Source organism: Kitasatospora sp. NPDC127035, assembly GCF_042726075.1.
In the GTDB taxonomy this organism is placed as follows: domain Bacteria; phylum Actinomycetota; class Actinomycetes; order Streptomycetales; family Streptomycetaceae; genus Kitasatospora.
On the sequence record NZ_JBHXDN010000060.1, the window covers coordinates 48,351 to 67,985 of the forward strand.

Here is a 19,635-nt window from a genome sequence, read left to right on the forward strand (position 1 = left end):
AGATTTCCTGCCGCGGGGACGCAAGAGCAGCCGCCCGGTCCGCCCCGCCCGGCCGAAGGCGCTCACGGGAGACCCAGCTGCGCGGCCGCGCGCGGGGAACCGGACCGGGACAATCGGGGCATCGGACGGGCACGTAGACTTGCCGCTCGTGGTGGATACCCAGTACGAAGACCTGTTGAAGCACGTGCTCACCGCCGGGACGGCCAAGACCGACCGGACGGGCACCGGTACCCGGAGCGTCTTCGGGCACCAACTGCGCTACGACCTCACCCAGGGGTTCCCGCTGGTCACCACCAAGAAGGTGCACCTGAAGTCCGTGGTGTACGAGCTCCTGTGGTTCCTGCGCGGCGACTCCAACGTCGGCTGGCTGCGCGAGCACGGCGTGACCATCTGGGACGAGTGGGCCGACCGCGACGGTGATCTCGGTCCCGTCTACGGCGTGCAGTGGCGCAGCTGGCCGAGCCCCGACGGTCGGCACATCGACCAGATCGGCCGGGTCCTCGACACCCTGCGCAGCGACCCGGACTCCCGCCGGATGATCGTCTCGGCCTGGAACGTCGGCGAGCTGGACGCGATGGCGCTCGCCCCGTGCCACGCGCTGTTCCAGTTCTACGTGGCCGACGGCAGGCTCTCCTGCCAGCTCTACCAGCGCAGTGCCGACCTGTTCCTCGGGGTTCCGTTCAACATCGCGAGCTACGCCCTGCTGACCCACATGGTCGCCCAGCAGGCGGGCCTCGCGCCGGGGGAGTTCATCTGGACCGGCGGTGACTGCCACATCTACGACAACCACGTGGAGCAGGTGACCGAACAGCTCACCCGCACGCCGTTCGACTTCCCCGCGCTGCGCCTTCGGCAGGCCGAGTCGCTCTTCGACTACGCCTACTCCGACGTGGACGTGGTCGATTACCGGCACCACCCGGCCATCAAGGCACCGGTCGCGGTATGAGGATCGGACTGATCTGGGCCCAGACCCCGGACGGCGTGATCGGCGCGGACAACACGATGCCTTGGCACCTGCCCGAGGACCTCGAACACTTCAAGGCGACCACTCTCGGGCACCCCGTGGTGATGGGCCGCCGCACCTGGGAGTCGCTCCCGCCGCGGTTCCGCCCGCTCCCCGGCCGGCGCAACATCGTGGTCACCCGCGACCCGCAGTGGGCCTCGGACGGCGCCGACCGCGCCGGCTCCCTCGACGAGGCCCTGCGACTGGCCGCCGAGGCGGCCGGGGCGGGCCCGGCCGCCGAGGCCTGGGTGATCGGCGGCGGGCAGCTCTACCGCTCGGCCATCGACCGGGCCGACACCCTTTCGGTGACCGAGATCGACCTGTCGGTCGAGGGCGACACCCACGCCCCGGCCGTCGGTCCCGCGTGGGCCGTCAGCGAGGACCTCGGCCCGCGGACCTCGACGTCCGGCCTGCGCTACCGCATCCGCACCTACGCGCGCCGCGGCACCGCGGGCTGACCGCCCGGCGGCCGGCCGCGCGGCGCCCCGGCGGTTCGCCGTCCGTGCCTGCTCGTGCCCGTTCATGGCTGCTCATGCCTGCCGGCGTCTGCCCGTGCCCGCCCGCGCCTGTCAGCCGATCTCGGCCCGCCAGCCGTCGACGACGGCGACCAGGAGCACGTCGACGACCGCTCCCCCGCACTCCGTCGTGCCCGGCTGGTCCAGCGACCTGCGGACCTCGGCGGCCGGCGCCTCCGGGAGGAGGAGCGCGGCGCCCGCCCGCGCAACGGCCGCCGCGGCCGCTTCCCGGCGCCGGACGGTCCACTCCCCGAAGTCCTCCGCCGTGGCCGGCGAGGCGGTGGCGGGCAGGTCGAACCCCGCGCGGCGCCCGCCCGCGAGTACGACCTCCAGAACCAAGTGCCCTCCCAGCGCCCTCACGAAGGCGAGCACCGCACCCGCGGACGTCTCCCGGCCCGTCTCCAACGCCGCCACCACCTGCGCGTCCACGCCCATGGCGCGGGCGAGGTCCGGGACGCCGGTGCCGGTCAGGCGGCGCAGTCCGGCGAGGATCCGACCGCGGTTCTCCGCGACCAGGCGCTCCGCCGCCCGGACGACCCGCTCCGCGTCGCCCGGTCGCGGGTGGAACTCCGCGAGGAACTCGGCGTCGTCGCCGTAGTTCCCGGGCTCCGTCATCGGTCCGTCCGCTCCTCCGTCCGCCGGAGGTACCGGCGGTAGCGCTCCTCCGCCAGCGGGATCGCCGTGCGGTACCAGGACTGCCAGCGGCCCCGCTTGTCACCGGCGACCAGGACCACGATACGGCGCCCCGGGTCCAGGACGAACAGGAGCCTGACCTCGGTGCCGCCCGACGACCCGGGCCGCAGCTCCTTGAGGTTGGGAATCCCCGAGTGCCGGATCCGGTCCACCAGGGGCCGGCCGAGAGCGGGGCCCACGCGGCGCAGGGCGGTGATCGCGGCGGCGACCTGGTCGAGCGACACCCGGTCGGTGCGCCGCAGCCCGTGCAGCCACTCCCTGACCTCGGGCTCCAGGACCAGACGGTATGTATACGGCTCATTCGGCAACAAGTCTTCCTTCGCCTTCCCGACATACGACCCATTGCCTGGCGCCAGCCTACCGGGGCGCGGATCTCACGCATGACGGAACGTCGGAATCTCTCCCGATCAGACAGATCCGGTCCGGGGCGAGCGCGACCCGCGCGACACTCCCGGGCGGGCCGCCCCCGCCGACACCCCGAAACACTCCACGCACCACGGGAGCCCGCCAGGAACCCGCCGGAGAGGGACGCCTCGACGGGCGCCCGCTCCCTGGAGGGGGCGGCTACACCTCTGGCGCAATTTCGTATAGCACATATGGGCCCACCGGCTCAGCGTGGCCCGCGACTTGACCATGCGTCAGTGCCGACCGGTGGGTAACGGCCGCACGGTCAGACCCGGGTGCCCCAGCGACCGCCCGCAACCCTGCCCGCGCCCACCGCAACCCGCGGAGGGGTCCGGACGGTCCCATGGGCGCGTCTGACGAATCCCGCCGGGCAGGCGACGTGAATCGTCAGACGACCGGAACCGCCCGACCCCCAGGCCGAACCTCAGGAAAGACGACTATCCGGTACAACGGCATCCACCCGATACGGCCCGCCCACCAGGCCGCGCCGCTGCTCCCCGCGCCTGTGGGGGTCGGTCGGAGGCCGCGGCGCAGGAGGCCCGAAACACCCCGTCCTCCCTGCGAGCGCGTTGGTGGGTAGCGACCAGTAGGACCGCGAGCACCGCCGCTTCTGTCGGCAGACGCAGGAGCCTGACCAGAGCACCCGGCAGAACACCGCTCCCGCGGTTGGGTCCGTCCGGGCCCGTGGTCAGCGGGCGGACCAGACCGGGCAGTCGGCCGTGTGGCGTGTCAGCACCATCACGGTCCCGCCGTCCGTGACCTGCCGGTCGCGCGTGACCGTGCAGCACGCCACCAGTACCGGAGGCATCGCCCGGACGACTGCAGGAGTCTCGTCCCGGTCCGGCAGCGCGGTGCGCGGCCACGCGGGCTCCACAACCCGCGGCCCGGGCCGGCGAAGGGAAGCCCGGCGGTCGGCCTGCCCGATGGGCACCCCGAGAGCTCGGGCGCGGGCGTGCAGACGGCGGCGATCGCGGCGTTCGGACATGGTGACACCCTGCACCCTCCCACCCCCTCCGCGCCAACGGCCTGGCAGGCGCCTCCGGATCGGCCCACCAACGGGGCACCCGAACCGGCTCGTCCGTCAGGCCGGTCTGCGGGTGCCGTCTCGGCCCCGGGCGGGGCGGCCCGGGCACTTTCGGCCGGGTGCCCGGGCGACAGGAGAACGAGCAATAGTCAAGACCTGCGGGTGAGGCAGTGAGCCTGTTCAGCCTCCATGGGCTGCGGGGCAGTGCGCTGCGACCCAGGTAGCGGTGATGTCGTTGCAGGTGACGATGACCGACCCGGGCCTGAAGGCCATCTCGTGAGTGCAGCCCCGGTCGTGCGGAAGGATCTCGTCCAGGATCAGCGTGCCGAGGTTGGCCCAGGTCGAGGGCTCGTTCGGGGTGCTGATCTGGACGGCTGTCACCCCCGCATGACGAATGACCAGGTCCTCCTCGTGCCTCCAACAGTTGTGACGGAGGCGGAGGTCGAGGGCTTGACCCTTCTGGAAGAAGATCACCTGGTGGAGCGTCATGTCCTTGACGCAGCGCCGCCCGGCGAAGTCGTAGTGGCTCGGGTCGGTGGCAAACGCTCTGGCGCCCGGGGGCAGGTTGGTGCTCGGCGCAGGCAGAAGCTCAAGGTAGGGGCCGGGGTCGAGGACCCCGGTCAGTTCGCCGACTCGGGCATCGAGATCGACATACTTCATTGCTCACTCCTGCGATGGTCCGGCGGACCGCCTTGGGCGACCTCAGGGTGACATGCCGACTCGTGGCGCCGCTCAGGCATTTCCACCGTTCGTCGACCTCGTCCGCCTCAGCGACCTGTCGCAGCTCCTCGGGGGAGGCGCGAAGCAGACGTGCTCGTCTGGGTTCTGCAGGATGTCGTGGAGGGTCACATGGCCTGCTCCTCGCGCTCGACCAGGACGCCGTTCTCGAACCGCGCACCGGTGCGGACCAGGGACACCAGGTCGGCGCCGGTGATCGCGCGCGATCTGGCCTGAGCCGACTCGACCAGCTTGAACACCATCGCGAGCAGCGCGGCCACGGGGCTGCCGACACCGCGGGTGACCTTGGTTCGGGGTTGACGGTGGAGAACGTCGACTCGATGGGGTTGGTGGTCCGCAGGTGGATCCGGTGCTCGGCGGGGAAGTCGTAGAACGCGAGGAGTCCGTCCCGGTCGTCGGTGATCTTCGCGACGGCCTTCGGGAACTTGGCTCCATAGGTCCTCTCGAACACCTCGATCGCCTTTTCGGCATGGGTGCGGGACTCCGCGTTGCAGATCTCCTGCATGGCCTTCGTCGCGCCGGGCTGTGCCGACTTTCGGCAGACGGTTCGAGACATTCCGGGCCTTGTGAACCCAGCACCCCTGTGGCCGCGCGGCCGGGAACGCCTCGGCGAGCGCCTGCCGAAGGCCCATGGCGCCGTCGCCGACCATCGGCTCGGGGTCGCGCATGCCACGTCGGCGGCAGTCGCGCAGCGGGTCGGCCCACGACTCGGTGAACTCCGCAGGCCCTCGGCCAGGGCGATCAACTTCTTCGTGCCGTCCGGGCGGACGCCGTTACTGCTCCGGCGGTACAGCTGGAGCAGGAAGTTCGAGAACTCGGGCGAGGGCGGCGGTGACGGGATCGCGGTAGCCGGGCGGCAGGTTCCGGCGCGCCCAGTCGGCGGTCAGCGAGAGGAAGTCGACCATGTCGCGTTCGGCACCGGCGAGCAGGTGGCGGAGTTCGGTGACGGACAGTTTGATCATCGGGCTGTCTCTCTGCTCGGCGTTGACCGTCAGCCGGACGGTGTCGCCGAAGCGCTCTGCGAGCGGTGACACGGGGTCGTGGCCAAAGCCGAGCAGGTCGCCGCCATCGACGAGCCGGTGCCAGTCGCGCCAGTCCTCCAGCCCGTCGCAGCAGCCCGGCAGGAAGGTGATGCTGGCGGACTCGTCGGCGACCCGCAGCCCGCCGGCCGCGAAGAGGGTCTCGAAGGTCAGCAGTCCGTGGAGGAACGAACCGAGTGGGTCGGCAGGCCGGGGCGGGCGGCGGGGGCCGCCGAGGTCACCATCGGGATCGATGTCGTTGCAGCTGGCGATGCGCATCACCGCCGTCCCGATCTCGGCCGCCGAAAGCTCACCGCTCAGGGACAGGAAGCCGAACGGCTCGATCTCGGCGACGGGCCAGAGGTCGAAACCGCCAGGAGCATAGATCTCAAGGACAGGCTGCATCACGATCACCCGGCGAAGTGTCCCGCACCGCCCGCCTGCGGCGCCTTCCGATTACGCAGGGCACCTCGCCTCCGCCGACCCTGAACCGGTATGGGACTGAGCACCTCCGCCTGTACCGCCCTGGGCAGGTACAGATGTACGCCGACACCCCTCCCTGTTGCTTACTGAACGCTCCGCCTCGCCAGCCGCTGAACGCTCCGGCGGGTCTCAGACCCGCGAGGGTGCCAACCATCGTTCTGCGCGGCTCTGCTTGTCGAAGTCTCCAGAGCGGCGGGTGACGGCCGCCAGCAGTCGGGCGCGCAGTGGCTCGAGGACGTCGGGTGGCTCCGGGCTCGCCCCGCGTTGCTCAAGGCCGTCGCACGCGAACCACCACGCTCACCTGCTCGCCGCCATCGTCGGGCTCGGCGGTGAGCTGGAGCTCCCGGCCACCCGCAACGGGCGCTTCAGGGGTGCGGTCGTCCCGGAGGACTGCGCGGTCAGCGCCGGCCGCCGCCGATGCGGCGGTCGTCGGCCAACGCGGTCAGCGGGCCGTACTCGCAGGCAAGCTCGTTCCACGTCACAACCTCGCCACAGCGGGCCGGGAAATCCTTCGGATTGAACTCGGGCATGGTCCAGGTGCCGGTACCCCGGTCCCGCAGCCACAGGTCCCCGTCACCGTCGACCACAGTCGGCGGGACCGGTACGGGCTCGGCCTGATCGATGGGCTCCCAGGTGACCCGGCCCGGATGAGAAACGCGGCGCAGCTCTGTGGTGGCCAGCCGCGCGGCCAAGTCACGGGTGGACTCCTCGGCCTCCTTGACCGACGCGAGTCGGAATGCGTCGTCGAGTACGGGCAGGGCTGGATTCTTGCTGCGCTTTGAACTCATACGCTGACTTACCTCCGGTGGGGGGCGTCACATCCGTTATGGCACCCCGTAGAGGAACACGGTATCCGAAGCGGGAGCCGAGTCGGCTACGACCACTGTCCAGGTGGGGGCGCGGGAAGACAGCAGGCGGTGGGGTAGGTGGTGAGCTGCTCAGAAGGCGAGTCCGTCGGGGGCCAGGGGCGCCGGGCCAGCGCGGGTGCGGGCTCGGTCTCGCCGGGCGGCTGGCGAAGGTCCGAGCCCTGCTCGACCGGAAGAAACCCGGCGGCCACCCTACTGGGCGGGCACGGGAGCGTCGGTGGCGGGCTCGGAGAAGGCGGGCAGCGAGAGGCTGCGACGGGCGGTCATGATTTCCCAGCCTGGCAGCTCCGGGTCACCAGGCGGGGCCGGTGCACCCGTCCCAACCCTGCCCCAGCACATCGCGAAGCGCTCCCACCAGGCGAAACGGGGTGGGACGGTCTGAGGACAGTCCCACCCCGGCGCCCCCCGAGCGCAGCGTCAGGCGGTGGCCTTGAGGTCGCGGGTGCATAGATGGGCGGTGGGGCAGGCCGGGCAGCCGCGCACATCGACCAGGCCGGCGACCGCGTCGGAAAGCTCCTGGGCGCGCTCGGCGGAGCCGACGTGGTTGCCCAGCAGGGTGAGCCCGAGGTCGTCCTCCCTGCGGGTGCGGAGAGCGGCAACCGGGTTGCCTGTCGGGTTGGCGGCGATGGGGTCGTCTTCGCGCGGGCGGAGGCTGGCCGCGGTGGGTGAGGTCGATCGGGACGCCGTCCCAGCTTTCCCTCTACAAGAGGGTCACCCGGCCGCGGCGACACGTGCGTGCCTGGTTCTTCCCGCCGGGGCGGGGGTCGGCCGGTCTTCGGTGGCAACACCGACGCCCGCGGGAAGTTCCCCGGTCGAGCGGGGGTCGGCTGCTGCCTGGCGCCCGTATCCAGCGCCATGGCGCTACCGTTGGCGGGACGTCCAGAACCGCTCCACCCGCAGGCCGAGTCCCAGGAAAGACGACCATCCGGTACGACAGCATCTACCCGATATGACCGAATCAACGAATCATGCACGGAACCAGCTTCCCGGGCCGTAGAGTCACTGGTCAGAGAGTCTGCTCCCCGCGCCTGCGGGGGTGATCCCGCTGAGCGTTGACCTGGAGACGACGGGCCTGGCTGCTCCCCGCGCCTGCGGGGGTGATCCCTACAGGCCGAGCAGCTGAACTCGCCGTCAGCGCTGCTCCCCGCGCCTGCGGGGGTGATCCCGGCGCCCGACACGGCCGGTGTCGGCCCGACAGCTGCTCCCCGCGCCTGCGGGGGTGATCCCGGCGGCCGGGCGCTGGCGACGGTGAGCCGCCACTCCGTTGTCCCTGGGGCCCCGAGGACGCGATTCACTACGACGCCCCGGTTGAGTGACCGACACCAGGACCGCGAACAGGCCCACTTGCCAGGTCGCCGTCGTCCGGTTCCCGAGGGTCTCGTCCGGCGGCGTCCACATCGCCGTGCCCCGGACCGGCCGGGACACGACGAGCACGGTGCTGAGCAGGATGCCGCCGCGGCGAGCGTGGGCCGGCCGAGGGCGAGGCCGACGCCCCTCCCCGCACCGGAAGCTGACGCCGTCTCTACCGCACCGGCCGCAGCGGCCACAGGGCCCGGGGCCCTGCGCTGCTACGACCCGTCCCACCTGCGGATCGATCGAATTGTGACGCGGACACGTCCATTTGCTGCGGGGGTATTTCGTCTTCGTGTCCAAATGCCCTGATCTCTGGTGCCACGTGTCGCTCGCACACAGACTGGCCTCTGCACGGTCGTGCAACCACTCCCTGGATCGGAAGAGTTCCACCCGCATGCCTAGCTCCCCCAGACCCGCTACTCCCCAGCCGCACCCGCCGCATCCGGTGGGGAGGTGGCGTCCGTGCTCCGGTACGTGACACGCAGGGCGGCGGGCTGGCTCCTGGTCATCGCCGTGGCCACCAACGCCACGTACTTCCTGGCCAGTTGGTTCCTCGACCCGCGCTCGAACTTCAAGGAGCTGCGCCCGGTCCGCACCGAGGAGCAGATCTCCCGGGCCTTGGCCCCCTACAACCTCGATCCGCACGAGCCGCTGTTCCACCGCTGGTGGGACTGGCTGACCGGTGTGGTCCTGCGCTTCGACTGGGGCCGCTCCCCGGTCGGGGTCCAGGTGAACGGGGAGATCGGCTACCGCTCCCTGGTCAGCGCCGAACTGGTGATCGGCGCGACGGTCCTGTCCGTCGTCGTCGGTGTCTCGCTCGCCGTCCACACCGCCTCGCGCCAGTACGGCTGGCGGGACCGGGCCGCCCAGGCCCTGTCCATGGCGCTCTTCAACGTCCCGGTGTCGATCGCCGCCCTCGCTCTGGTGTTCCTCGCCATCCGGCTGAACGAACAGGCGGGTTGGCACTTCCTGTACGTCGCAGGGGAGAAGTCGCCCGACGTGGAAGGGTTCTGGGCGACGATCGGTGACCGGCTGGCGCACCTGATCCTGCCGACGCTGACACTCACCCTGACGGGGTACGTGGGCTACCACCTCACCCAGCGCTCCCTCCTGCTGGACGTCATCGGATCCGACTTCGTGCGCACCGCCCGGGCCACCGGGCTCACCCGCGCCCAGGCGATCCGCCGACACGCCCTGCGCACGGCCCTGATCCCCACCGCCCAGTCCGTGGCCTTCAGCATCCCCGCCGCCTTCACCGGCGCGGTCCTCACAGAGACGATCTTCGGCTGGAACGGCATGGGCCAGTACTTCATCCAGACCATCAACAAGAACGACGTGCACGGCACCGTGGCCACCGCCGCCTTCGCCGCCGCCCTGACCGCGGTCGGCGCGATCCTCGCTGACATCACCACCGTTCTCCTCGACCCGAGGGTGCGGGTCAGCTGAGATGGGCACCCCGATGAGTCCCGACGCGACCTCCGAAAGCGTCCTCGCCACCGCCACCGCCGCCACCACGGCCCCCGCCACCGGGGCTGCCCCCGGGCCGACCGCCGACCCGCCGCCCACCGAGCACGACGGGCGCTACCTGGGACGGCACCGCCTCTACCTCCGCCGCTTCCTGCGCAACCGGATCGCCGTCGCCGGCGTCGTGATCTTCCTGCTGCTCGTGCTGTTCAGCGCGTTCGGCGACCTGTTCACCCCGCACGGCTACGCGGACGCCGACTTCTCGGCCCTGACCCAGGCCCCCGGTGCCGAGCACTGGTTCGGCACCAATCAGGGCGGCAACGACATCTACGCCGCCGCCGTGCACGGCCTCCAGCGCTCGCTGACGATCGCGGTGAGCGTGTCCCTGCTGACCGTCGCCATCTCCGCGGTCGTGGGCGCGGGCGCCGCCTACTTCGGCGGGCGGGTGGAGAAGGCCACCCTCGCCCTCATCCACTTCCTGCTGATCGTGCCCTCCTTCCTCATCCTCGCCCTGGTCTCGCACCGGCTGGCCGGCGACTGGCGGGTCCTCATCCTCGTCCTGACGGTGTTCGGCTGGATGTCCACCGCCCGCGTGGTCTGGTCGGTGTCGACGTCCCTGCGCGAGCGCGACTACGTGCTCGCCGCGGAGTTCATGGGCGTGCGCCCCCTGCGCATCGTCGTGCGCCACATCATTCCCAACCTGGGCTCCCTGCTCATCGTCAACCTCACCCTGGGCGTGGTCTCCACCGTGCTCAGCGAGACCGCCCTGTCCTTCCTCGGCTTCGGCGTGCAGACCCCCGACGTGTCACTGGGCACGATGCTCGCCGACGGCGCGGGCACCATCACCAGCGCCCCCTGGCTCTTCGCCTTCCCCGCCGGGCTGACCGTGCTCCTCACCGTCTCGATGACCTTCGTCGGCGACGGCCTGCGCGACGCCCTCGACCCCACATCCACCGGCGCGGCAGGAGGCCGACGATGACCCTCGCACCCGCCCGCCCCACCGGGCCCGCGGCCGGGCCCGCCGAGCCCGTACCCGTCCTGTCCGTTCGCGACCTGCGCGTCTCCTTCCCCTCCGAGGCCGGACCGGTGGAGGCCGTACGCGGCATCGACTTCGACCTCCTGCCCGGGCGTACCCTCGGCATCGTCGGCGAGTCCGGCTCCGGCAAGTCCGCCACCGCCCTCGCCGTCATGGGCCTGCTGCCGCCCACCGCACACCTCAGCGGCCGGATCCTGCTGGGCGGCCGCGACCTGGCGGCGATGGACGACCGGGAGATCTCCCGGGTGCGCGGCAAGGACATCGGCATGGTCTTCCAGGACCCGATGTCCGCGCTCACGCCCATCTTCAGCGTCGGCCGGCTGCTCTCCCAGGCCCTGCGCGTGCACCGGGAGCTGTCCACGAAGGACGCCTGGGAGCAGGCGGTGGAACTGCTCGACCTGGTCGGCATCCCCGACCCGCGCGAACGCGCCAAGTCGTTCCCGCACGAGTTCTCCGGCGGCATGCGCCAACGCGTCGTCATCGCCCTGGCCATCGCCAACAAGCCCTCGGTCCTCGTCGCCGACGAGCCCACCACGGCGCTCGACGTCACCGTCCAGGCCCAGATCCTCGACGTGCTGCGCCTGGCCCAGCGCGAGACCGGCGCAGCTCTCGTCCTGATCACCCATGACCTGGGCGTGGTGGCCGGCCACGCCGACGACGTCGCCGTCATGTACGCCGGACGGATCGTCGAGCACGCGGGCGTCGACGAGCTCTTCCGCCGGCCCACGATGCCCTACACCGCCCGTCTGCTGGCCAGCGTCCCCACCGTGGACAGCGGCGTCCACCGGCCCCTGATCCCGGTCGGCGGCGAGCCGCCCTCGCTGGCCGCCCTGCCCGCCGGATGCCCCTTCGCGCCCCGCTGCGCGGTGGCCCAGGACGTGTGCCGCACCACCGAACCGGACCTGACCACACCGGACCTGACCGCACCGGCCGGGCAGCCCGGACGGGTCGCCTGCCACCGCGCGCAGGAGATCGCCGACGGAAGCCTCGACCCGGCCGCGGGCGCCGTGCCCGTGCCTGCGGCCCGCGCCGGGGAGCGGACCGCCGGCGAAGTGGTCCTGCGCGTCGAGGACCTGGTCAAGACGTTCCCCGTCACCAAGGGAGCCGTCCTCAGGCGCCGGGTGGGGACCCTGCACGCGGTCAACCACGTCAGCTTCGAACTGCGCGCCGGCGAAACCCTGGGTCTGGTCGGGGAGTCCGGCAGCGGCAAGACCACCACGCTGCGCGAGGTCCTGCGACTGCGCGCCCCCGAGGGCGGCCGCATCGAGGTGGCCGGCACCGACGTCGCCACGCTGCGGTCGGCCGCCCAGGTGCGCGAGCTGCGGCGCGACATCCAGATCGTCCTCCAGGATCCGACGGACGCCCTGGACCCCCGGCTGACCGTCTTCGACCTGCTGGCCGAACCGCTCCGGGCCGCCGGCGCCGACCGGACGGCCGTCCGGGCCCGGGTCACCCGGCTCCTGGACCTGGTGAGCCTGGACCGCGCCATGGGCGACCGCTTCCCCGCCGCCCTGTCCGGCGGCCAGCGCCAGCGGGTCGGCATCGCCCGCGCCCTGGCCCGCGAGCCGAGGCTGCTGGTCCTGGACGAGCCGCTGTCCGCCCTGGACGTCTCCGTGCAGGCCGAGATCATCAACCTGCTCGCCCGACTGAAGCGCGAACTGGGCCTGGCCTACCTCGTGGTGGCGCACGACCTGGCCGTGGTGCGCTACTTCTCCGACCGCATCGCCGTGATGTACCTCGGACACATCGTCGAGTCCGGCGCCACCGAGGAGATCTTCGCCCGGCCCCGGCACCCGTACACGAAGGCCCTGCTGTCGGCGATCCCGCTGCCCGACCCGGAGCGCGAACGCCACCGCGAGCGCATCGTCCTCGCGGGCGAGCAGCCCAGCGCCGCCAGGCTGCCGGAGGGCTGCGTGTTCGTCGACCGCTGCCCGCTCTACCGAGTTTCCGACCAGAGCGTACAGACGCGCTGCCGCACCGAACGGCCGGCCACCGCCGGGACCCCGGACGGCTCCGACCACCAGTACGCCTGCCACGCGGTCTGACACCCGCGCCGCCCCACCCCTTCACACCGATCCCACAAGGACACCCCATGCGTAGGAAGCTCACCCTGCCCCTCGCGCTCGTCGCGGCCGTCGCGGTCGCCGCCACCGCGTGCTCCTCCTCGTCCTCCTCCGGGCCGGACGCCAAGGAGACCGCCAAGGACACGGCCAAGGTCGCGTCCTCGGTCACCGACTACAACCCCCAGCCGTACGAGAACATCAAGGACGGCGGCACCTACACCACCGCGGGCACCTTCGACGAGCAGGGCAACCCCTTCAACGTCAACGGCACCCTGAACACGCTGCGGATCTGGTCCTGGTACAACGCCGACGCCATCACCTACTCGCCCACCGGCGAGGTCCAGTACAACCCGGACTACTACAGCGACGTGAAGGTCTCGGTCGAGGGCGGCGACCAAAAGGTCGTCATCACCCTCAACCCCAAGGCCGTGTTCAACGACGGCACCCCGATCGACTGGCGGGCCATCGAGGCCACCTGGAAGTCCAACAACGGCACGGACAAGGACTACGCGGCCTCCTCCACCGACGGCTACGACCTCATCACGTCCGTCACCCGGGGCGCGGACGACAAGCAGGCGGTCATCGCCTTCAAGGGCGTCAACGCCTCCTGGTCCGCGCTGTTCACCACCTTCCTGCACCCCCAGGCCGCGACCGTCGCCAACTTCAACCAGGCGTACGTCAAGACGGCCCACCCCGAGTGGGGCACCGGACCGTACACCGTGGGCACCTGGGACGCCCAGTCCGGCAACATCACCTTCGTGCGCAACCCCTCCTGGTGGGGCCGGAAGGGCAAGCTCGACAAGCGCGTCTACGTCAACCTGGAGAGCGCCGCCGCGATCAACGCCTTCAAGAACGGCGAGATCGACTACGCCCCCGTCGGGACCGCGGAGAACCTCAAGCAGGTGAGGACCACCAAGGACGCCGAGGTCCGCAGCGGCGGCAGCCCCTTCGAGTACGCGCTGTACCTCAACACCAAGTCCCCGCTGCTCGGCGACGTCCAGGTCCGCAAGGCGGTGCAGGAGAGCATCGACCGCGCACAGATAGCGAAGATCCGGTTCCAGGGCCTCGACTACACCGAACCGCTGCCCGGCTCGGCGGTGCTCTACAGCTTCCAGCAGGGCTACCAGGACAACCTCACCGCCGTGCTGAAGTACGACCCGGAGCAGGCCCGGAAGACCCTGGACGCGGCCGGCTGGGCGCCCGGGGCCGACGGCGTCCGCACCAAGGACGGCCAGGAGCTCGCACTCGGCTACACCCTGCTCGGAGACGACCCCATCGAGAAGGCCGTCGCCGGAGCGTTCACCGCGATGCTCAAGACCGTCGGCGTGAAACTGACCGTCAACAAGGTCTCCGTGAACGAGTTCTCCAAGGTGCTCAGCGACCGCCGCTTCGACCTGTTCATCTCCGGCAACCGCTCGACGGACCCCTTCGGCGCACGGTACCTGTGCGACTTCTACTGCTCGGACCGTGACTCCAACATCACTGGAGCCGGCACCCCCGAGCTGGACAAGGAGATCCGCGCCACCGGAGAGATCGCCGACATCGGCCAGCAGATCGCGGCCGTCAACAAGATCGAGCAGAAGGCCCTCCAGCAGCACGCCCTCCTGCCGCTCTACAGCGGACCCTCCACCTACGGCCTCCGCAAGGGCCTCGCCAACGTCGGTGCCGCCATCTTCAACAGCCCGCTGCCCGAGACCATCGGCTGGCAGAAGTAGCACCACCGGCGCCCCGCGAGGGGCGAGGCGGAGCCGCCGATCGGGCCGCCGTGCTCGTCGGCGGCCCGCCCCGGCCGCACGCCGGCAGGCTGACGAGGACGGAGCAGCGCGGTGGCTCGGTACAGTGTGGAGCCATGCGGCAGCGAGAGCGCGAACGTGCACTGTGGGACGCCTTCTTCCACATGGACGTCGAACTGTGGCAGGTGCTGACCCGCAGGCTCCAGCAGGACACCGGGCTGTCCGAGCCGGACTGGCAGGTTCTGGACGCGCTGGGCAACACCGAGGGCCACACCCTGCGCGCGTTCGAACTGGCGAGGACGCTGATGTTCGGCAAGAGCCGGCTCCACCAGCACGTCGGACGCATGGAGCAGCGCGGTCTGGTGGAGCGGGAGCCGGTGCCCGGTGACGCCCGCGCCACGGCGGTGTCCCTCACCCCGCAGGGCCTGTCGGTGTTCCGCCGGGCGCAGGCGTACCGCGCCCGGCACATCCGGGAGGAGCTGATCGGCGCTCTCACCGCGGACGAGGTGGAGCGGCTCATCGCGATCTCCGGGAAGATCCGCGCCCATGTGCGCCGGGATGCGTCGGACTGAGGATCACTCCCAGACGGTGGTGGGGATCTCGGCCCGCAGGACGGGGGCGACCTCGGCGAAGAACCGTTCGAGGTAGCCGCGGGTGACCGCCAGGTCCGTCGTGTAGGTCGAGAAGAACCCCTCCACTCCGACGCCGAACACCTGGTTGCCGAACTTCCGGTGCAGGCCGAGGAGCTTCTCGGTGATCTGCTCGGCGGTACCGACGAGCGCGGATCCGTTCTCGATGAAGTCCTCCAGGGACTCGAACGGGAAGCGGGCGCGATCGCGGTAGTGCTCGGCCACCGAGGCCTCGAACATCGGCCGCGCGATCGCCAGGGCGTCCTGCGAGCGGTCGGTGATGATGGGGGAATGCACGCCCACGCCGACCAGCGCGGTGTCGGGATCGTGGCCGTGGAAGGCGAGCCGCTCGCGGTAGTGGGCGACCAGGTCGAGGTAGTGGTCGACGCGGTCCGTGCCGTTGGCCGAGTACAGCGGGTCCCCCCAGCGCGCCGCCAGCTCGGTGGAACGCTTGTTGGTGGCCGAACCGTGCCAGACCCGGGGCGCCGGCTGCTGGAGCGGCCGGGGTTCGAGGGAGGCCTCGGTCAGCTTCGGACGGTAGCGGCCCTCCCAGGTGACCTTCTCCTCCCGCCACAGCCGCCGGAGCAGCTCGTACCCCTCCTCCAGCCGGTCCCACAGGTCGGCCGGGTCGATGCCGAAGACGCTCGGCGCGACCGGGTCGCCGCCCTTGCCGATGACCAGGTCGAGCCGTCCTCCGCTGAGGTGGTCGAGCGTGGCGTAGTCCTCGGCGGAGCGGACGGGGTCGGTGAGCGACAGCACCGCGACCGCGGTGACCAGGCGGATCCGGGTCGTCCGGGCGGCGATGTTCGAGAGGATCACCGCAGGCGACGCCGACAGCAGGTCCGGGTTGTGCCGCTCGCCGACCCCGAACGCGTCGTACCCCACCCGCTCGGCCCACAGTGCGAGATCGATCAGCTCCGTGAACCGCTCCGTCCGGCTGAGCGGCGGGCTTCCCAGTCCCCTGCTCTTCTTGGGAACCAACGTACTGGCCAGGAATTTCACGAGCACACCCCTCCCCTTGGGTTCACATGTGAACTCTGGAGGAGACGGTCTCCCCCCGTCAAGACGGCAACCGAACGAGACCGACACCGACCACCGTGCCGATCGCGATGATCAGCATCGTGACCCGCCGACTCGCCGGCGACACCGTCCCGACTGTCCGGATCGATCAGGAATGGAGAAGCGCGTTCCACGGAGCCACCTCTAGCCTGCTCACCATGGACATCACCATTCACACGACCTCCCTTCCGCACGACGACCCGGACGCGTCGCTCGCCTTCTACCGCGACGTCCTCGGCTTCGAGGTCCGCAGCGATGTCGGGCAGGGCAGGATGCGCTGGATCACGGTCGGCCCGCCCGGCCAGCCGGGCACGTCGATCCTTCTGGCGCCGCCCGCCGCCGATCCCGGCATCACCGAGGACGAGCGCCGCACGATCACCGAGATGATGGCCAAGGGCACCTACGGCTGGATCCTGCTGGCCACCCCGGACCTCAACGCCACGTTCGAGAAGGTGCAGGCCGGTGATACCGAGGTCGTCCAGGAGCCGACCGAGCAGCCGTACGGCATCCGCGACTGCGCGATCCGCGACCCCGCGGGCAACCTGGTCCGCATCCAGGAGCTGCGCTGACCCGTGCGCGCACCGGTGCGGCCGTGCGGGCCGACATCGCGACCACCCGTGCGGAACGCGGCGGCGCACCGGGGCGGACGCGGGTGCCGTGTCGGGCGCCCACCAGGACCGCGTCCGGGACCTCGGTGAACCGGTCGTGAGCCCGGACTCCGCCCCGCCGCTGTCGGACAGTCGCCCGACCGGCGGCCGGCCGGGTCCGGCGGACCGGTCCACACGGTCGAGCCTCCGGGTGCCCACCGAGGCGGGCACCCGGACGCTCGACGACCTCGATGGAGACGGAAGAGAGATGAAAGACAAAGGGGAGGCTCCCATGTGCAACGCCGAATGGCGGCGTGCTCGCGTTCAGGCGCAGCGTCTGGCCGATCTCGCCTCGGGTCGTGGGCGGACGGGGACGATCGGGTCGGTCAGGTGACGGGCCGCGGCAGGGCCTGCAGTCGGGTGAAGGCGGTCGCCAGGTCGTGGCGCCAGGGCCAGGTAGCGGCGATCCGCAGGTGCAGACGGCGGGCGCCCCGGGTGATGCGGGCAGCCGCGTGCAGCAGCCGGTAGCGGAGCTTCTTCGGCTCGGCCGTGGCCGACTCCCCGTCCAGTAGGAGGGACTGGGCCCAGGCGAGCAGGTCGATAGCCGCCAGGGACAACTCCAGCCATGTGGCGTTGATCTGGAAGTGGCGGGAGGGGAACCGGTCGAATCCGGTGTTCTTGCCGCAGCGGATGCGGTCCTCGACGCGGGCGTGTGCGCGATGGCGGACCTCCAGCAACTGCAGGGAGCCCTGGCCGTAGGGGGTATCGGTGAGGAAGACCTGGTGGCGCATGTCCTCGTCCAGGTCGAACAGCGTGAGTTGGGCGCCTGGGTGGGGGCGTTCGCGACGGACGAGGATCCGGGTGCCCTCGGGCGGGCCGGGCAGGTCGACCATGCCGGTCAATTCGGCGACCTCGGCGCTGTCGCGCAGGGAGCCGTCCTGTTCGAGGGCGGGATGCCAGACCTGTCCGGGCAGGTGGCGGATCGCCCGGCGGACCGGTTCGGTGATAGACCATCCGACGGGGAAGGACGCGAGGATGCCGTGCGAGCGCAGGGCTCGGATGTGGGCCAGGAAGGCCTTGGCGGATCCGGCGCTGTCGGCGCGGATGAGGATCTCGGTGCCGTGGCGGTGGGCGTCGGGGATCTGGGCGAGCGCGGCGTCGAGCACGGTGATGTGGTCGGTGGCGGTGTTGGCCGAGGCGTTTCCCGGCCGCAGCCGGGCCGGCGAGGGCCTCTCCGGTGTTGTCGAGGAAGCACAGCAGCGGGTGGTATCCGAATCCGTGTTTGTAGGTGGGTGCCGCGTGTTCCTTCTCGGAATGGCAGGTGACGAGGGTGGCGTCGATGTCCAGGACCAGGCGCGGCAGCTCACGCCCGCCGGCCTGCGCGGCCGGGATTCCTCCTTCACGGGTCTCGTCGGCCTGCAGCCGGGCGACCTCCCGGGCGGCGGCGCGGGCCGCGCGCAATGCTCCCAGCTCGGCCGGATCGATTCCGGCCAGCAGCCGCCAGGCGGTCGGTGTGGAGGCGACCTGGCCGAAGACGTCGGGCTGGTCGCGTAAGAGGGCCAGGTCGGCGATGGCCTCGCCGCCGTCGGCGAGCATCACCGCCAGATCGACCGCGATCCGGCCCGGTTGGTGGCCGGTGCCACGAGGACGCAGCCGACGCAGGGCGTCACCGAAGGCGTGAGTGAGGCCGGTGGCGTCGGCGAGATCGGCCAGCAAACGGGACCCGGCATGGCTGACTACCCCGCGCCCGTCGGTAGCGACGACGAGCCGGGGACGTGACCCGGTAGTGTGCACGTAGAAAGTGCCTTCCTGCTGGGCTGACAGAGACCTTCGACAAGCCTCATCTTCCCAGCGCAGAAGGCACTTTCGCGTTCCCGCTCATGATCCGGACACCGCCGCAAGTGAAACACGCAGGCTAGAGATCGACCGACAGTGCTAACGCAGCCGTGGAACCTAGGGGTCCGTCTTCAAAGCTGATCAAGTGATGAGGGATCATGGCGGTCATGGTGCATCGTCATGAGCTTTCGGATGCCGAGTGGGCTGTGCTGTCACGGTTCCTGCCGGCTTCAGGGATGGCCGGTCGTCCGCGGTTGGACGACCGGCTGGTGCTGAACGGGATCGTGTGGAAGCTTCGGACCGGCACGTCCTGGCGGGACGTGCCGGAACGCTACGGGTCCTGGCAGACCCTGTACACGCGCTTTCGCAGGTGGGCGCTGGACGGCACGTTCTCGCGGATGCTGCGGGCGATCCAGGCGGAGAGGGATACGGCCGGGGACATCGACTGGCTGGTGTCGGTCGACTCCACGATCGTGCGGGCCCACCAGCACGCCACGGGCGGCAAAAGGGGGCACTCGACCGGGACGAAGCGGGTGATCACGCCCTCGGCCGATCCCGTGGAGGACTGAGCACCAAGCTCCACCTGGCCTGCGACGGACGCGGCCGCCCGCTCGGCTTCGTCCTCACGGGCGGCAACACCAACGACTGCACCCGTCTGGAAGCCGTGATGGAAGACATCCGGGTTCCCCGCGTCGGGCCGGGGCGCCCGCGCACCCGGCCCGACCACGTCGTTGCGGACAAGGGCTACAGCTCCCGCAAGATCCGCGCCTACCTGCGCAGACGTGCGATCCCGCACACCATCCCAGAACGCACCGACCAGGCGCTCGGCCGTCTCAACCGCGGCTCGCGCGGAGGCCGACCACCGGGCTTCGACCGGCGCACCTACAGGCTCCGCAATGTCGTCGAACGCTGCTTCAACCGGCTGAAGCAATGGCGCGGCCTGGCCACCCGCTACGACAAGACCCGCGAGTCCTACCAGGCCGCCGTCACCATCGCCTCAATCCTGCTCTGGATCTGATCTTTGAAGACGATCTCTAGTACTGCAACGGTGCTTACCGTGACTGCTGTTGGGTTTGCTCGTTGGACTGTTCATGAGTGGGGACATATCTGAGGTCGATGCTCGTCGCTG

The 19,635-nt window shown here is 70.9% G+C and carries 15 protein-coding genes, 2 pseudogenes and 1 CRISPR repeat array; of the genes and pseudogenes, 9 read left to right on the forward strand and 8 right to left on the reverse strand.

What is annotated here, in order from left to right:
• Positions 1 to 148 precede the first annotated feature (148 nt).
• Both ACFWIC_RS31320 and ACFWIC_RS31325 read left to right on the forward strand, forming a co-directional pair.
• Positions 149 to 946, forward strand: coding sequence for a thymidylate synthase (locus ACFWIC_RS31320; protein WP_329950671.1), 798 nt, complete (start codon positions 149 to 151; stop codon positions 944 to 946).
• Entirely contained in the window at positions 943 to 1,461 is a 519-nt protein-coding gene (locus ACFWIC_RS31325) for a dihydrofolate reductase (RefSeq protein WP_380520587.1), read from the forward strand. Before ACFWIC_RS31320 ends, ACFWIC_RS31325 begins: the two co-directional genes overlap by 4 nt.
• A 111-nt stretch (positions 1,462 to 1,572) precedes the next feature.
• Here ACFWIC_RS31325 and ACFWIC_RS31330 read toward each other — a convergent pair whose 3' ends face one another.
• The 6 genes and pseudogenes from ACFWIC_RS31330 to ACFWIC_RS31355 form a co-directional block, all read right to left on the reverse strand.
• Positions 1,573 to 2,133 (reverse strand): hypothetical protein, encoded by a 561-nt coding sequence (locus ACFWIC_RS31330; RefSeq protein WP_380361303.1) that lies wholly within the window; start codon positions 2,131 to 2,133, stop codon positions 1,573 to 1,575.
• Positions 2,130 to 2,519 carry a type II toxin-antitoxin system RelE/ParE family toxin gene (locus tag ACFWIC_RS31335; RefSeq protein WP_380361302.1) on the reverse strand — a complete coding sequence of 130 codons (390 nt, stop codon included), beginning with the start codon at positions 2,517 to 2,519 and terminating at the stop codon, positions 2,130 to 2,132. The genes ACFWIC_RS31330 and ACFWIC_RS31335 overlap by 4 nt, the downstream gene beginning before the upstream one ends.
• 1,301 nt (positions 2,520 to 3,820) lie before the next feature.
• Positions 3,821 to 4,300 carry a hypothetical protein gene (locus ACFWIC_RS31340; protein ID WP_380520588.1) on the reverse strand — a complete coding sequence of 160 codons (480 nt, stop codon included), beginning with the start codon at positions 4,298 to 4,300 and terminating at the stop codon, positions 3,821 to 3,823.
• A 185-nt stretch (positions 4,301 to 4,485) separates the two neighbouring features.
• A pseudogene (locus ACFWIC_RS31345) lies at positions 4,486 to 5,150 on the reverse strand (transposase); the annotation flags it as partial.
• A 1-nt stretch (position 5,151) separates the two neighbouring features.
• Positions 5,152 to 5,802 (reverse strand): hypothetical protein, encoded by a 651-nt coding sequence (locus ACFWIC_RS31350; protein WP_380520594.1) that lies wholly within the window; start codon positions 5,800 to 5,802, stop codon positions 5,152 to 5,154.
• Positions 5,803 to 6,278: 476 nt separating this feature from the next.
• Positions 6,279 to 6,668 (reverse strand): hypothetical protein, encoded by a 390-nt coding sequence (locus ACFWIC_RS31355; protein WP_380520589.1) that lies wholly within the window; start codon positions 6,666 to 6,668, stop codon positions 6,279 to 6,281.
• Between the two features lie 1,092 nt (positions 6,669 to 7,760).
• A CRISPR array of direct repeats spans positions 7,761 to 7,974; the repeat unit is 31 nt; unit sequence GCTGCTCCCCGCGCCTGCGGGGGTGATCCCG.
• 587 nt (positions 7,975 to 8,561) lie between these two features.
• Here ACFWIC_RS31355 and ACFWIC_RS31360 point away from each other — a divergent pair.
• The 5 genes from ACFWIC_RS31360 to ACFWIC_RS31380 all read left to right on the forward strand — a co-directional run bounded on the left by ACFWIC_RS31360 (position 8,562) and on the right by ACFWIC_RS31380 (position 14,967).
• Positions 8,562 to 9,545: an ABC transporter permease gene (locus ACFWIC_RS31360; RefSeq protein ID WP_380361298.1), complete on the forward strand. Its 984-nt coding sequence runs from the start codon at positions 8,562 to 8,564 to the stop codon at positions 9,543 to 9,545.
• A gap of 13 nt (positions 9,546 to 9,558) precedes the next feature.
• Positions 9,559 to 10,542 (forward strand): ABC transporter permease, encoded by a 984-nt coding sequence (locus tag ACFWIC_RS31365; protein ID WP_380520590.1) that lies wholly within the window; start codon positions 9,559 to 9,561, stop codon positions 10,540 to 10,542.
• Entirely contained in the window at positions 10,539 to 12,644 is a 2,106-nt protein-coding gene (locus tag ACFWIC_RS31370; protein WP_380520592.1) for a dipeptide ABC transporter ATP-binding protein, read from the forward strand. Before ACFWIC_RS31365 ends, ACFWIC_RS31370 begins: the two co-directional genes overlap by 4 nt.
• 47 nt (positions 12,645 to 12,691) lie before the next feature.
• Positions 12,692 to 14,377, forward strand: coding sequence for an ABC transporter family substrate-binding protein (locus tag ACFWIC_RS31375; protein ID WP_329879787.1), 1,686 nt, complete (start codon positions 12,692 to 12,694; stop codon positions 14,375 to 14,377).
• A gap of 134 nt (positions 14,378 to 14,511) precedes the next feature.
• A complete protein-coding gene (locus ACFWIC_RS31380) occupies positions 14,512 to 14,967 on the forward strand; it encodes a MarR family winged helix-turn-helix transcriptional regulator (protein WP_380361295.1) in 456 nt (151 codons plus the stop codon).
• 3 nt (positions 14,968 to 14,970) lie between these two features.
• Here the strand turns inward: ACFWIC_RS31380 and ACFWIC_RS31385 are convergent, their stop codons facing one another.
• Positions 14,971 to 16,032 carry an LLM class flavin-dependent oxidoreductase gene (locus tag ACFWIC_RS31385; protein ID WP_329879785.1) on the reverse strand — a complete coding sequence of 354 codons (1,062 nt, stop codon included), beginning with the start codon at positions 16,030 to 16,032 and terminating at the stop codon, positions 14,971 to 14,973.
• A gap of 209 nt (positions 16,033 to 16,241) precedes the next feature.
• Here ACFWIC_RS31385 and ACFWIC_RS31390 point away from each other — a divergent pair, with 209 nt between their 5' ends.
• Positions 16,242 to 16,652, forward strand: coding sequence for a VOC family protein (locus tag ACFWIC_RS31390; RefSeq protein ID WP_329879784.1), 411 nt, complete (start codon positions 16,242 to 16,244; stop codon positions 16,650 to 16,652).
• 404 nt (positions 16,653 to 17,056) lie between these two features.
• Here ACFWIC_RS31390 and ACFWIC_RS31395 read toward each other — a convergent pair.
• A pseudogene (locus ACFWIC_RS31395) lies at positions 17,057 to 18,494 on the reverse strand (IS1380 family transposase).
• Between the two features lie 182 nt (positions 18,495 to 18,676).
• On the opposite strand from ACFWIC_RS31395, the gene ACFWIC_RS31400 reads away from it, so the two are divergent.
• Positions 18,677 to 19,524, forward strand: a protein-coding gene (locus tag ACFWIC_RS31400; RefSeq protein WP_380520595.1) for an IS5 family transposase whose coding sequence is annotated in 2 segments (ribosomal slippage) — positions 18,677 to 19,040 and positions 19,040 to 19,524 — 849 coding nt in all. Because the reading frame shifts where the segments join, the coding sequence is not laid out codon by codon here.
• The last annotated feature ends 111 nt before the right edge of the window (positions 19,525 to 19,635 follow it).

Coding starts and splice junctions, on each gene's coding strand:
- ACFWIC_RS31350 (WP_380520594.1), bottom strand. CDS start 5,802: ATGCAGCCTGTCCTTGAGATCTATGCTCCTGGCGGTTTCGACCTCTGG.
- ACFWIC_RS31355 (WP_380520589.1), bottom strand. CDS start 6,668: ATGAGTTCAAAGCGCAGCAAGAATCCAGCCCTGCCCGTACTCGACGAC.
- ACFWIC_RS31375 (WP_329879787.1), top strand. CDS start 12,692: ATGCGTAGGAAGCTCACCCTGCCCCTCGCGCTCGTCGCGGCCGTCGCG.
- ACFWIC_RS31330 (WP_380361303.1), bottom strand. CDS start 2,133: ATGACGGAGCCCGGGAACTACGGCGACGACGCCGAGTTCCTCGCGGAG.
- ACFWIC_RS31370 (WP_380520592.1), top strand. CDS start 10,539: ATGACCCTCGCACCCGCCCGCCCCACCGGGCCCGCGGCCGGGCCCGCC.
- ACFWIC_RS31380 (WP_380361295.1), top strand. CDS start 14,512: ATGCGGCAGCGAGAGCGCGAACGTGCACTGTGGGACGCCTTCTTCCAC.
- ACFWIC_RS31340 (WP_380520588.1), bottom strand. CDS start 4,300: ATGAAGTATGTCGATCTCGATGCCCGAGTCGGCGAACTGACCGGGGTC.
- ACFWIC_RS31390 (WP_329879784.1), top strand. CDS start 16,242: ATGGACATCACCATTCACACGACCTCCCTTCCGCACGACGACCCGGAC.
- ACFWIC_RS31365 (WP_380520590.1), top strand. CDS start 9,559: ATGAGTCCCGACGCGACCTCCGAAAGCGTCCTCGCCACCGCCACCGCC.
- ACFWIC_RS31325 (WP_380520587.1), top strand. CDS start 943: ATGAGGATCGGACTGATCTGGGCCCAGACCCCGGACGGCGTGATCGGC.